Origin of the sequence: Stenotrophomonas sp. NLF4-10, assembly GCF_022359915.1 — a bacterium.
Lineage (GTDB): Bacteria > Pseudomonadota > Gammaproteobacteria > Xanthomonadales > Xanthomonadaceae > Stenotrophomonas > Stenotrophomonas daejeonensis.
In genome coordinates, this window is record NZ_JAKSEE010000003.1 from 3,124,218 (window position 1) to 3,137,086 (window position 12,869).

The window sequence follows — 12,869 nt, forward strand, 5'->3', positions numbered from 1 at the left end:
TCCATCATGACGCCAGCCACCGACATCGCCTATCCCCACCTGTTCGCCCCGCTGGACCTGGGCTTCACGCGGTTGCGCAACCGCGTGCTGATGGGCTCGATGCATACCGGGCTGGAAGACCATGCCCGCGATTTCCCCAAGCTGGCCGCCTATTTCGCCGAGCGCGCAGAAGGTGGCGCGGCACTGCTGGTGACCGGTGGTTTTGCCCCCAACGTGGTCGGCTGGCTGGCGCCGTTCGGCAGCAAGCTGTCGTGGCCGTGGGAAGTGCGCCGGCACCGGCAGGTGACCGCCGCCGTGCACGGGCACGGGGCGAAGATCTGCATGCAGTTGCTGCACGCCGGCCGCTACGGCTACCACCCGCTGCAGGTGGCGCCATCGAGGTTGAAGGCACCGATCAACCCGTTCACGCCGCGCGCCCTCAGCGCGCGCGGCGTCGAGCGGCACATCGCCGATTACGCCCGCGCGGCGCGGCTGGCACGCGAGGCCGGCTACGACGGCGTCGAGGTGATGGGCTCGGAAGGCTACCTGATCAACGAGTTCATCGCCCCGCGCACCAACCAGCGCACCGACACCTGGGGCGGCGACGCGGCCAGGCGCATGCGCTTCGCGGTGGAGATCGTGCGCCGCATCCGCGAGACCTGCGGGCCGGACTTCATCATCATCTACCGGCTGTCGCTGCTGGATCTGGTGGAAGACGGCAGCAACTGGCAGGAGATCGTGCAGCAGGCCAAGGCCATCGAGGCGGCCGGCGCGACGATCATCAACTCCGGCATCGGCTGGCACGAGGCGCGCGTGCCGACCATCGCCACCTCGGTGCCGCGCGCGGCGTTCGCCGGCGTCACCGCCAAGCTCAAGCCGCACGTCGGCCTTCCGCTGATCGCCACCAACCGCATCAACATGCCGGAGGTGGCCGAAGCCATCCTCGCCGCCGGTGGCGCGGACATGGTGTCGCTGGCGCGACCGCTGCTGGCCGACCCGCAGTGGCCGAACAAGGCGCGCGCCGGCAAAGCCGACGCCATCAATACCTGCATCGCCTGCAACCAGGCCTGCCTGGACCACGTATTCCAGAACAAGCGCGCCAGTTGCCTGGTCAACCCGCGCGCGGCGCACGAAACCGAACTGGTCTATCGCCCGACCTCCGCGCCCAAGCGCATCGCCGTGGTCGGCGCCGGGCCGGCCGGGCTGGCCTGCGCCACGGTGGCGGCCGAACGTGGCCACCGCGTGACCCTGTTCGACGCCGCCGGCGAGATCGGCGGCCAGTTCAACGTCGCCAAGCGCATCCCCGGCAAGGAGGAGTTCCACGAGACGCTGCGCTACTTCCGCCACAAGCTGATCGATACCGGCGTGGAGCTGCGGCTGGGCACGGTCGCCGACGCGGAAAACCTGGCCGGCTTCGACGAGGTGGTGGTGGCCACCGGCATCGTCCCGCGCACCGTGGATTTCCCCGGTGCCGACCACCCGATGGTGGTCAGCTACCTCGACGTGCTGCTGGGCCGGGTCCGGGCCGCGGACAAGGTGGCGGTCATCGGCGCCGGCGGCATCGGCTTCGACGTCGGCGAATTCCTCGTCCACGAAGGCGAATCGCCGTCGCTGGACCCGGCCCGCTGGATGGCCGAATGGGGCGTGGACCCGGACTTCGAGGCGCGCGGCTCGCTCGCCAGGCCCCGGCCTGAACACCCGGCACGCCACGTCTGGCTGCTGCAGCGCAGCCCCGGCAAGCCCGGCGCACGGCTGGGCAAGACCACCGGCTGGATCCACCGCGCCACGCTCAAGGCCAAGGGCGTGAAGATGCTGGGCGGCGTCGAGTACCTCGGCGTGGACGACGCCGGCCTGCGCATCCGCGTGGACGGCAGCGAGCAGTTGCTCGATGTCGGCACCGTGGTGGTCTGCGCCGGGCAGGAGCCGCGCCGCGAACTTGCCGACGCGCTGCGCGCGGCCGGCCGCAGCGTGCACGTCATCGGCGGCGCCGACGTGGCCGCCGAGCTGGACGCCAAGCGCGCCATCGATCAGGGCAGCCGCCTCGCTGCGGAGCTCTGAAGCCACGAAGAATGTGACGACGCCCTCAATTCCATCCCAGCAACAAACCTGAATGTCAAGAAACCGCATTCAGGACCGGTTTTGGATTCCCCCCCTACCTTGCGCGCACTTTCCGCTCACCCCCCAGTTCAGGTGAGCACGGCGCGGCCCCCTCCGAACGACATTGGAGGCCGCCCACGGGGCGGCCCCGATGCCACGGCCGCCTCCCCATGACGCCAAGCTGCGGTTGCCAGGCTCCAGGTTTCGTTACCAGAGCAGGCGCTGCTGCCCATACGGAGCAAGGAGACCCAATGAAACTGGCCTGGATACTCTGGCTGTCGCAACTGTTGCCGCAGCCGGCCGCCGACTCGCTGTGCCTGAGCACCACCGTTTACCTGGAAGCCCGCGACCAGACCCTGCGCGGCCAGCAGGCCGTGGCCGAAGTCGCGCTGCGCCGCCTCGACAGCGGCCTGTGGGGCGACTCGATGTGCGAGGTGGTGACCGCGCGCAAGCAGTTCGCGCCCACCCTCGTCGCCCCCGGCTTCCGCCTGCGCAACAACGACGCCTGGGCCGAAGCGGTGGGCGTGGCCTTCGCCGCCGAGCGCAACTGGGCGTTGCCGGCCGGCGAGCGCCAGGAGATCGTGCCCGGCGCCAGCCACTTCGCCGCCCATGCCATCGCCAGCCCGAGCTGGCGCAACGCCTACCAGGTGGCGACCATCGGCGGGCACACCTTCTACAAGGTGCAATCGCTCAAGCCGCGGCAGTCGTAACGGTCCGTTGCCGCCACGCCGCTGTGCGGCGGCAACCGGCTCTGGGATAGTGCGTGGGTTTCCCATCCACTCCCGGAGTCCCCATGAAGCTGTACAGCAAGCCCGGTGCCTGCTCCACCGCCGACCACATCGCCCTGCAATGGACCGGCCAGCCGTTCGAGGTCGAACTGCTGACCGCCGAACGCATGAAGGCGCCGGAATTCCTGAAGATCAACCCGACCGGCGCGGTACCGGCGCTGGTGGACGGCGATTTCGTGCTGACCCAGAACGCGGCGATCATGGGCTACATCGCCGACAGCTTCCCGCAGGCGCGGCTGGCCGGCGACGGCAGCCCACGCCAGCGCGCGGAGGCGACCCGCTGGCTGTGCTTCGTCAACTCCGACCTGCACCCGGCCTTCGTGCCGCTGTTCTCCCCGGCCAAGTTCCTCGCCGATGCTTCCCAGCACGACGCCCTGAAAGCCACCGCCCGCACCCGCCTGCGCGGCCTCTACGAGCAGGCCGAGCGGCAACTGGCCGGCAAGGACTGGCTGGCCGGCTTCCGCAGCTTCGCCGATCCCTACCTCTACATCACCCTGCGCTGGGCCGGCGCGGTGGGCGTGGACCTGTCGGGGCTGGACCACCTGGCCGCGTTCAAGGCGCGGATGGAAGCCGATGCCGGCGTGCAGGCCGCACTGAAGGCCGAAGGACTGGCCTGACGGTCCCCGTAGCAGCGGGGCTTGCCCCGCAGGGGCCTTCTTATTCAGAGGATTCCTTCCGGAAAGCGTGCGGGGCAAGCCCCGCACCTGCGTCAAGTTTCAGAACGGCACAGGCGACTCGAATGCCATCGTCTGCCCGCTGCGCGGATGCGCGAACTCCAGCGCTCGCGCATGCAGGCATACCCGTGCCGCGGGTACGGCCCCGTAGAGCACATCCCCGACGATGGGATGACCAATGCTGGCCAGATGCAGGCGCAGCTGGTGGCTGCGGCCGGTCACCGGCTCCAGTTCCAGCCGCGTGCACCGCGTATCGGCATCGCGTGCCATGACCCGCCAGCGGGTCAACGCCGGCTTGCCCAGTTCCAAATCCACCTTCTGCTTCGGGCGGTTCGGCCAGTCGCAGATCAAGGGCAGCGCGATCTCGCCAACCTCTTCTTCGACCAGTCCCTGCACCAACGCTTCGTAACGCTTGCCGACCTGCCGCCGCTCGAACTGCGCCGACAACGCCACCTGCATCGCCTTGCCCCGTGCATGCAGCAGCAGCCCCGAGGTGACCTGGTCCAGCCGATGCACTGTGAGTACATCCGGGTAATGCGCCTGCAAGCGCGTCACCACGCAATCGCGGTTTCCCTCGGCACGCCCCGGCACCGACAGCAGGCCGGCCGGTTTTTCGGCTACCAGTAGCGCCTCGTCGATGTGGTACAGGAGGATGTCGTTCATCAGTTGGAGCACGGAATCCTTGTAGGAGCGTACCTTGGTGCGCTCCTACGCCATGAAAGCCCACAAAAAGACGGGGAAGCCGAAGCTTCCCCGTCCGTCACGTCATGGCGCCATCGTTTACAGCAGGTCTGCCACGCCGGCGCGCTCTTCTTCCAGCTCGGCCAGGGTGATGTCGATGTACTTCTTCGAGAAGTCGTCGATCGGCAGGTCCTTGACGATGCTGTAGGTGCCGTTCTCGGTGGTCACCGGGAAGCCGAACACCACGCCTTCCGGAATGCCGTAGGAGCCGTCGGACGGCACGCCCATCGTCACCCACTTGCCGCCGGTGCCCAGCACCCAGTCATGCACGTGGTCGATGGCGGCATTGGCGGCCGAGGCCGCCGAGGACAGGCCACGGGCGGCGATGATCGCCGCGCCACGCTTGCCGACGGTCGGGATGAAGGTGTTGGCGTTCCATTCCTGGTCGTCGATCAGCTCGGCCACCTTGGCGCCGCCGGTGGTGGCGAAGCGGTAGTCCGGGTACATGGTCGGGCTGTGGTTGCCCCACACGGTGAACTTCTCGAAGCTGTCCACGGCCTTGCCGGTCTTGGCGGCGAGCTGGCTCAGCGCGCGGTTGTGGTCCAGGCGCAGCATCGCGGTGAAGTTCTTCGGGTCGAGGTCCGGCGCCGACTTCATCGCGATGTAGGCATTGGTGTTGGCCGGGTTGCCGACCACCAGCACCTTGACGTCGCGCTTGGCCACGGCGTTCAGCGCCTTGCCCTGCACGGTGAAGATCTTGGCGTTCTCCAGCAGCAGGTCCTTGCGCTCCATGCCCGGGCCGCGCGGGCGCGCGCCAACCAGCAGGGCGACGTCGACGTCCTTGAACGCGACCAGCGGGTCGGCGGTGGTCACCACGCCGGCCAGCAGCGGGAACGCACAGTCTTCCAGCTCCATCACCACGCCCTGCAGCGCGGCCTGGGCCTTCTCGTTGTCCAGTTCCAGCAGTTGCAGGACGACCGGCTGGTCCTTGCCCAGCATTTCACCGGAAGCGATGCGGAACAGCAGGGCGTAGCCGATCTGGCCGGCTGCGCCGGTCACGGCAACTCGTACGGGTGCTTTCATGGGGGTTTCCTCTGTCAAGAAACGAATCGTGGGGGCGGCCCGCGCCTTGCGGCGGGGCTTGAAGCAAAAACGGCCACCCGTGCAGGTGGCCGTGGAGAATCAGGCGGCGAGGATCTTGTTCCACTCGGCCACGCGGTCGGCCTTGGCGGCCAGCGCGGCGTCGGCATCGCCTTCGATGGTGATCGTGTTGATGGCGTCGCCCTGTTTGATGGCGTCAACCACGTCCAGGCCTTCGGTCACCTTGCCGAACACGGTGTGCTTGCCGTCCAGCCAGTCGGTCTTGATGTGGGTGATGAAGAACTGGCTGCCGTTGGTGTTGGGGCCGGCGTTGGCCATCGACAGCACGCCGCGCTCGTGGCGCACACCGTTGTTGGTCTCGTCCTCGAAGCGGTAGCCCGGGCCGCCGCGGCCGGAGCCTTCCGGGCAGCCGCCCTGGATCATGAAGTCGGCGATCACGCGGTGGAAGTTCAGGCCGTCGTAGAACCCGCGCTTGGCCAGGTTGACGAAGTTGGCCACGGTCAGCGGCGCCTTGTCGGCGAACAGCTCGACCTTGATCAGGCCGCGGGAGGTGTCGAAGTTGGCGATCAGGGACATGGGATACCTTGTGGGGAAAGACGGCTTTGCCAGCCGCATAGGATACACCCGGCCCGAATCCGCCAGCGTCGGGCACCGCACCCGGCACTTGCTGAATGGGCGCCCTCACGTCCCGCTACGGGTACTTTCCGCGAAGGGCCCGCCTGCCCGTATAATGTTGGACTTCTTTTCCCAATCCACGGCACCTGCTGGCCGTCTTTCGCATGTCCATCGAAAACCTTCGCAACATCGCCATCGTCGCCCACGTCGACCACGGCAAGACCACCCTCGTCGACCAGTTGCTGAAGCAGTCTGGCACCCTGTCCGAGCGCACGGTGCTGGCCGAGCGCGTGATGGACAGCAACGACCAGGAAAAGGAACGCGGCATCACCATCCTGGCCAAGAACACCGCCATCAAGTGGAACGGCAACCGCATCAACATCGTCGACACCCCCGGGCACGCCGACTTCGGCGGCGAGGTGGAGCGCGTGCTGTCGATGGTCGACTCGGTGCTGATCCTGGTCGACGCGATGGACGGCCCGATGCCGCAGACCCGCTTCGTCACCCAGAAGGCCTTCGCGATGGGCTTCAAGCCGATCGTGGTGGTCAACAAGGTCGACCGCCCTGGCGCACGCCCGGACTGGGTGATCGACCAGGTGTTCGACCTGTTCGACAAGCTCGGCGCCACCAACGAGCAGCTGGACTTCCCGATCGTCTACGCCTCCGGCCTGAACGGCTACGCCGGCCTTGAGGACACCGTGCGCGACGGCGACATGACCCCGCTGTACGAAGCGATCATGAAGTACGTGCCGGCGCCGCAGGTCGAGACCGAAGGCCCGTTCCAGATGCGCATCAGCCAGCTGGACTACAACAACTTCGTCGGCGTGATCGGCATCGGCCGCATCCAGCGCGGCAAGGTGAAGAAGAACCAGCCGGTGGTCGTGATCGACCGCGAGGGCAAGAAGCGCCAGGGCAAGGTGCTGCAGGTGCTGGGCTTCATGGGCCTGGAGCGGATCGAGGTCGAGGAGGCGCAGGCCGGCGACATCGTCGCCATCTCCGGCATCCAGGAGCTGACCATCTCCGATACCGTGTGCGCGCTGGACAACCCGGAGGCGCTGCCGGCGCTGACCGTGGACGAGCCGACCATCTCGATGACCTTCCAGGTCAACAACTCGCCGTTCGCCGGCAACAAGGACCTGTCCGGCGGCAAGTTCCTGACCAGCCGCCAGCTCAAGGAGCGGCTGGAGCGCGAGACCGTGCACAACGTCGCGCTGAAGGTCGAGCAGTTGGAGGACGCCGACAAGTTCCTGGTCTCCGGCCGCGGCGAACTGCACCTGTCGGTGCTGATCGAGACCATGCGCCGCGAAGGCTACGAGCTGGCCGTGTCGCGCCCGGAAGTCATCATCAAGGAGATCGACGGCCAGCTGATGGAGCCGATCGAGCAGCTGGTGGTGGACGTCGAGGAGCAGCACCAGGGCGGCGTGATGGAGAAGCTCGGCACCCGCAAGGCCCAGCTCAAGAACATGGAGCCGGACGGCAAGGGCCGCGTGCGTCTGGACTTCGAGATCCCGGCGCGCGGCCTGATCGGCTTCCAGAACGAGTTCAAGACCCTGACCCAGGGTTCGGGCCTGCTGTTCCACGTGTTCGACCATTACGGCCCGAAGGAACAGGGCGCCATCGCCAAGCGCCTGAACGGCGTGATGATCGCCAATGCCCCGGGCACCACGCCGGCCTACTCGCTGGGCCCGCTGCAGGAGCGCGGCAAGCTGTTCGCCGCCGAAGGCGACAACGTGTACGAAGGCCAGCTGATCGGCATCCACTCCAAGGACAACGACCTGACCGTCAACGCCATCAAGACCAAGCCGCTGACCAACATGCGCGCCTCGGGCAAGGACGACGCGATCCAGCTGACCCCGGCGATCAAGTTCTCTCTGGAGCAGGCGCTGGACTTCATCGACGACGACGAGCTGGTGGAGATCACCCCGAAGGAGATCCGCCTGCGCAAGAAGCACCTGACCGAGAACGATCGCAAGCGCGCCTCGCGCGCCGGCTGATCGTCTTGAAGCAACGCCAGCCCTACAACCCGGATCGCCACGCGCATCCGGGCCTGGCCGCCATCGCCCTGCTCGAAGCGGGCAAGGCGGTGCTGGCGTTCCTCGCCGCCGCGGGCCTGGAGATCTCCGGGCCCGCGCCGTTGCGCAACATCGTCAACACGCTGGTCCGCCGCGTCGGCGCGGACCCCGAGCACGGCTCGTTCTCCAACCTGCTGGACCTGATCACGCCGGACACCGTGCACGTCGGCGTCATCGCGCTGGTCGCCTACGGCCTGCTGCGCGCGGTGGAAGCCTGGGGCCTGTGGCGCGCCAAGGCCTGGGCCTCGTGGCTGGGCTGCATCTCCGCCGCGCTGTACCTGCCGCTGGACGTCTATGCCATCGCCAGGCACCCCGGCTGGGCCTCGTGGCTGCTGCTGGCGGTCAACGTGCTGGTGGTCTGGGTGCTGGCCCGCGACATCGGCAAGCGCCGCCCGCCGCGCAACGCCTGACGCCGTTGCCAAGGGCGCCACGGGGCAATAGCCTGCGCGGATGCGCCCCTTCCCGATACGTCCCCGCCCCCTGCTGCTACTGGCGCTGGCCCTGTGCTGCGCCTGCCAGCGCTCCGCCACGCAATCGGCCGAAGTACCCTTCCCCTATCAGGAAGCCGACATCGCCGGACTGCAGGCGCGCATGGCCGCCGGCGAACTGGACAGCGTCACCCTCACCGATGCCTACCTGCGCCGCATCGCCGAGCTGGATCGCAGCGGCCCCACCCTGCGCGCGGTGACCGAACTCAACCCCGCCGCGCGCCGCGAGGCCGCCCAGCGCGACGCCGAACGCCGCGCCGGCCACGTGCGCGGGCCGCTGCACGGCATGCCGGTGCTGCTCAAGGACAACATCGCCGCCACGCCCATGCACAACACCGCCGGCTCGCTGGCGTTGAAGGGCTTCCGCCCCGGCCGCGACGCCTTCCTCGTGCAGCGCCTGCGCCAGGCCGGCGCGGTGATCCTGGGCAAGACCAACCTCAGCGAATGGGCCAACTTCCGTTCGACCAGGGCCAGCTCCGGCTGGAGCGCGGTCGGCGGGCAGACCCGCAACCCGTATGCACTGGAGCGCAACCCCTGCGGCTCCAGCGCGGGCAGCGCGGTGGCGGTGGCCGCCAACTTCGCGGTGGTGGCCATCGGCACCGAAACCGACGGCAGCATCACCTGCCCGGCGGCGATCAACGGTATCGTCGGGCTCAAGCCCACCGTCGGGCTGGTCAGCCGCGACGGCATCATCCCCATCTCCTTCAGCCAGGACACCGCCGGGCCGATGACCCGCAGCGTCGCCGATGCCGCGCTGCTGCTGGGCGCCATCGCCGGGCGCGACGAAGCCGACCCGGCCACCGCGGCGATGCCCGGCCGCGCCGTCTACGACTACAGCGCACGCCTGCGCACCGATGCCCTGCGCGGCGCCCGCATCGGCCTGCTGCGCAGCCCGCTGTCCGAACGCCCCGAGATCGGGCCGGTGCTTGCCCAGGCCGTCGCGGCGCTGCGCGAGGCCGGCGCCATCGTGGTCGAGACCGAGCTGCCGACCGAAGGCCAATGGGAACAGGACGAACTGACCGTGCTGTTGCACGAGTTCAAGGCCGGCCTGCCGCGCCACCTGCAGCAATGGCAGGCGCCGGTGACGACGCTGGCCGGGCTGATCGCCTTCAACCGCGAGCATGCCGCGCAGGAAATGCCGTTCTTCGGCCAGGAACTGTTCGAACAGGCCGAAGCCGCCGGCGAACTGAACGACCCGGCCTACATCAGCGCCCGCAACAACGCGCGGCGCCTGGCCGGCCCGGAAGGCATCGACGCCGCGCTGCGCGCCGACCAGCTGGACGCGCTGATCGCGCCGACCACCGGCGTGGCCTGGCGCACCACCCACGGCGAGGGCGACGACTACCCGGGCGGCAGCTACGGCGCGGCCGCGGTGGCCGGCTACCCGAGCCTGAGCGTGCCGATGGGCCATGCCGACGGCCTGCCGCTGGGACTGCTGTTCATGGGCACCGCGTGGAGTGAACCGCGCCTGCTGGAACTAGGCTACGCCTACGAGCAGCTCACCCGCGCGCGCAAGCCGCCGACGTTCGCCAGCGGCAAGCCGTAGACGCAGGGCTTGTGCTTGCATCCCGTGTTCGGGACAGCATCGGAGCCCTGCTGCGAAAGCCCCGTGCCGGGCAAGCCCGGCACCTACGTGGGAACGCTTGGCCTTCCGTAGATGCGGGGCTTGCCCCGCATGGAGCCTCACCGGTAAAGCCATGCATGGGGCACAAACCCCATACCCGCGATCCCGGACGCGCGCCTATGCGCCCTGCTTGCGCACGATCGCCATCGCGATTTCCAGCGACTGCTCGTAGTTCAGCCGCGGGTCGACGCTGGAGCGATAGGCACGCTCCAGATCGCGCTCGGTCAACTCGCGCGCGCCGCCGGTGCATTCGGTGACGTCCTCGCCGGTCAATTCCAGGTGCACGCCCCCCAGCCGGGTGCCGGCGGCTGCATGCAGGTCGAAGGCCAGCTCTACCTCGCGGCGGATGTTGTCGAAACGGCGGGTCTTGTAGCCGTTGCTGGTGCTTTCGGTATTGCCGTGCATCGCGTCGCACACCCACAGCACGCGGCGGCCATCGCGCTTGACCGCATCCAGCAGCGGCGGCAGCTTGTCGGCGATCTGCGCCGCGCCCATGCGGTGGATGAAGCTCAAGCGGCCCGGCTCGTCGTCCGGGTTCAGCGCGTCGATCAGGCGCAGCAACTGGTCCGGCTGCACCGACGGCCCCACCTTGATCGCGACCGGGTTGCGGATGCCGCGGAAGTACTCGACGTGCGCGCCGTCCAGCGCGGCGGTTCGCATGCCGATCCACGGGTAATGCGTGCTCAGGTTGAACCAGCCCGGCTGACGTGGCACCTGCCGGGTCAACGCCTGCTCGTAGGGCAGCAGCAAGGCCTCGTGCGAGGTGTAGAAATCGACCCGGTTGAGGTTGTGCACCTGCGCGCCGGACAGGGTTTCCATGAAGCGCACCGCATCGCCGATGGAGCCGACCATCTTCTGGTACTCGGCGGCCAGCGGCGAGCAACCCATCCAGCTCAGGTTCCAGTATTCGGGGTGGTGCAGGTCGGCGAAGCCGCCGTCGATCAGCGCACGCACGAAATTCATGGTCAGCGCCGAACGCGAGTGCGCCACGATCATCCGCTGCGGGTCGGGCATGCGCGCGGCGGCGGTGAATTCCGGCGCATTGATGACGTCGCCGCGATAGCTGGGCAGCGTCTGCCCGTCGCGGGTCTCGGTATCGGCCGAACGCGGCTTGGCGTACTGGCCGGCGAAGCGGCCGACGCGGATCACCGGCTTGCGCAGCCCGTGCACCAGCACCAGGCTCATCTGCAGCAGCACCTTGAGCCGGTTGGAGATCGTGCCCGACTCGCAATCGACGAAGTTCTCCGCGCAGTCGCCACCCTGCAGCAGGAAACGCTCGCCCTCCTGCGCCTCGGCCAGCTGCCGCTTGAGCGCGAGGATCTCCCACGAGGTCACCAGCGGCGGCAACCGCCGCAACTGCCCCAGCACGTCCTCCAGCGCCTGCAGGTCCGGGTAGGTCGGCATCTGCAACGCCGGCTTGCCGCGCCAACTCTCCGGCGTCCAGTCGGCGGCGGCGGGAGACGGGGACGGGAAAGCATTCATGGGGGATACCGTTGCAGTACGAAAAACGGGGGATCAGAACAGGCGCGACTTGCGTTTGCGCAGGCCGGCGCACAGCGCCAGGACACCGAGCAGCACGAACCAGACCAGGCTCCACATCGGCATGCTCAGGCCGAGGAAGGTCCAGTCGATGGTGCCGCAGTCGGCGGTGCCGGTCAGCACGGTGCGGAACACCTCGAACGGCCCCATCGTCTCGCTCAGGAAGCTCAGCGGCGGCCCGCAGCTGCTGCCCAGCTCCTTCGGCAGCAACTGCACGTAGACGTGGCGCCCGGCGATGCCCATGCCCACCGCGGCGGCGATGAAGGCCAGCAACCCATAGGCGGCGCGCCCGCCGCGCGTGGCCGGCCCGTGCAGCGCGCCGAGCAGGAACAGCACGCCCAGCGCGGCAAAGGCGATGCGCTGGAAGATGCACAGCGGGCACGGCTCCAGCCCCATCTTCAACTGCATCCAGATCGCAAACGCCAGCAGGCCCGCACACACCAGGAAACCCAGCAGGCACTGCGCGCGGAAACTCCAGCGCAAGGGATTCATCGCGTCATTCCGGTTCGACAAGTACGCAAGAGTAGCAGGCCCCAACAAGTCCACGCATGACCTGGCTCATTGCAAACATGCATGAACGCAAAAGCCCGGCCAGGGCCGGGCTTTCGTTGCATTCGTCGTGATGGACGAAGGGCGCGATTACTCGGCCACTTCCTCGGCCACGGCAGCCGGGCGGTCGACCAGCTCGACGTAGGCCATCGGCGCGTTGTCGCCGGCGCGGAAGCCGCACTTCAGCAGGCGCAGGTAGCCGCCCGGACGGGTGGCGTAGCGCGGGCCGAGAATGGTGAACAGGTTGCCGACGGCTTCCTTGTCGCGCAGGCGGGCGAACGCCAGGCGGCGGTTGGCGACCGAGTCGACCTTGGCCAAGGTGATCAGCGGCTCGGCGACGCGGCGCAGTTCCTTGGCCTTGGGCAGGGTGGTCTTGATCAGCTCGTGCTTGAACAGCGAGGCGGCCATGTTCTTGAACATCGCTTCGCGGTGGGCGCTGGTGCGGTTGAACTTGCGGCCCGACTTCTGGTGGCGCATGGGTGTGTTCCTTGGTCAGTGAATGGTGGGTCGTTGTACGTCGCTGTCGCCATCCCGGCGTTGTCTGCGGACTGCGGTTGGTCCTTGGCCGCTCGTCCTGAACGACCTGCCCGCGAACCTGCGGTTCGTCGTGGCGGCGAAGCCCTCAAGGCTTCGTTGCGAAGGCTCCACCGTTGCCGGTGGAG

12 protein-coding genes are annotated in these 12,869 nt (G+C 68.4%); 6 read left to right on the forward strand and 6 right to left on the reverse strand.

Annotated elements, in window-relative coordinates; translation table 11 throughout:
- The first annotated feature begins 6 nt into the window (after window positions 1–6).
- The 3 genes from MIC98_RS14830 to MIC98_RS14840 all read left to right on the forward strand — a co-directional run bounded on the left by MIC98_RS14830 (window position 7) and on the right by MIC98_RS14840 (window position 3,481).
- Window positions 7–2,037, forward strand: a complete 2,031-nt coding sequence (locus tag MIC98_RS14830) for an NADPH-dependent 2,4-dienoyl-CoA reductase (protein WP_239737683.1) — start codon at window positions 7–9, stop codon at window positions 2,035–2,037.
- A 290-nt stretch (window positions 2,038–2,327) separates the two neighbouring features.
- Window positions 2,328–2,786: a cell wall hydrolase gene (locus MIC98_RS14835; RefSeq protein ID WP_057639442.1), complete on the forward strand. Its 459-nt coding sequence runs from the start codon at window positions 2,328–2,330 to the stop codon at window positions 2,784–2,786.
- Window positions 2,787–2,869: 83 nt separating this feature from the next.
- Window positions 2,870–3,481, forward strand: coding sequence for a glutathione S-transferase N-terminal domain-containing protein (locus tag MIC98_RS14840; protein ID WP_239737684.1), 612 nt, complete (start codon window positions 2,870–2,872; stop codon window positions 3,479–3,481).
- 99 nt (window positions 3,482–3,580) lie between these two features.
- Here MIC98_RS14840 and MIC98_RS14845 read toward each other — a convergent pair whose 3' ends face one another.
- The 3 genes from MIC98_RS14845 to MIC98_RS14855 all read right to left on the reverse strand — a co-directional run bounded on the left by MIC98_RS14845 (window position 3,581) and on the right by MIC98_RS14855 (window position 5,896).
- Window positions 3,581–4,201, reverse strand: coding sequence for an RluA family pseudouridine synthase (locus MIC98_RS14845; RefSeq protein WP_239737685.1), 621 nt, complete (start codon window positions 4,199–4,201; stop codon window positions 3,581–3,583).
- Window positions 4,202–4,318: 117 nt separating this feature from the next.
- The gene (locus MIC98_RS14850; protein WP_239737686.1) at window positions 4,319–5,302 is read right to left on the reverse strand and encodes a malate dehydrogenase; all 984 of its coding nucleotides are present in this window, start codon (window positions 5,300–5,302) and stop codon (window positions 4,319–4,321) included.
- Between the two features lie 99 nt (window positions 5,303–5,401).
- On the reverse strand, window positions 5,402–5,896 hold the full coding sequence (locus MIC98_RS14855) for a peptidylprolyl isomerase (RefSeq protein ID WP_239737687.1): 495 nt from the start codon (window positions 5,894–5,896) through the stop codon (window positions 5,402–5,404).
- Window positions 5,897–6,099: 203 nt separating this feature from the next.
- On the opposite strand from MIC98_RS14855, the gene typA reads away from it, so the two are divergent.
- From typA to MIC98_RS14870, 3 genes are read left to right on the forward strand one after another with little or no spacing between them, the layout of a single operon-like run.
- Complete coding sequence (typA, locus tag MIC98_RS14860) at window positions 6,100–7,929, forward strand: translational GTPase TypA (RefSeq protein ID WP_057639437.1); 1,830 nt, start codon at window positions 6,100–6,102, stop codon at window positions 7,927–7,929.
- 5 nt (window positions 7,930–7,934) lie between these two features.
- Window positions 7,935–8,417, forward strand: a complete 483-nt coding sequence (locus MIC98_RS14865; RefSeq protein ID WP_057639436.1) for a DUF2127 domain-containing protein — start codon at window positions 7,935–7,937, stop codon at window positions 8,415–8,417.
- A 40-nt stretch (window positions 8,418–8,457) separates the two neighbouring features.
- Window positions 8,458–10,041 carry an amidase gene (locus MIC98_RS14870; RefSeq protein WP_345772163.1) on the forward strand — a complete coding sequence of 528 codons (1,584 nt, stop codon included), beginning with the start codon at window positions 8,458–8,460 and terminating at the stop codon, window positions 10,039–10,041.
- 195 nt (window positions 10,042–10,236) lie between these two features.
- Here the strand turns inward: MIC98_RS14870 and MIC98_RS14875 are convergent, their stop codons facing one another.
- The 3 genes from MIC98_RS14875 to rplQ all read right to left on the reverse strand — a co-directional run bounded on the left by MIC98_RS14875 (window position 10,237) and on the right by rplQ (window position 12,684).
- Window positions 10,237–11,601: a 3-deoxy-7-phosphoheptulonate synthase class II gene (locus tag MIC98_RS14875; RefSeq protein WP_239737688.1), complete on the reverse strand. Its 1,365-nt coding sequence runs from the start codon at window positions 11,599–11,601 to the stop codon at window positions 10,237–10,239.
- A gap of 33 nt (window positions 11,602–11,634) precedes the next feature.
- Entirely contained in the window at window positions 11,635–12,150 is a 516-nt protein-coding gene (locus tag MIC98_RS14880) for a disulfide bond formation protein B (protein ID WP_057639434.1), read from the reverse strand.
- A gap of 147 nt (window positions 12,151–12,297) precedes the next feature.
- The gene (rplQ, locus tag MIC98_RS14885; RefSeq protein WP_055767523.1) at window positions 12,298–12,684 is read right to left on the reverse strand and encodes a 50S ribosomal protein L17; all 387 of its coding nucleotides are present in this window, start codon (window positions 12,682–12,684) and stop codon (window positions 12,298–12,300) included.
- Window positions 12,685–12,869 lie beyond the last annotated feature (185 nt).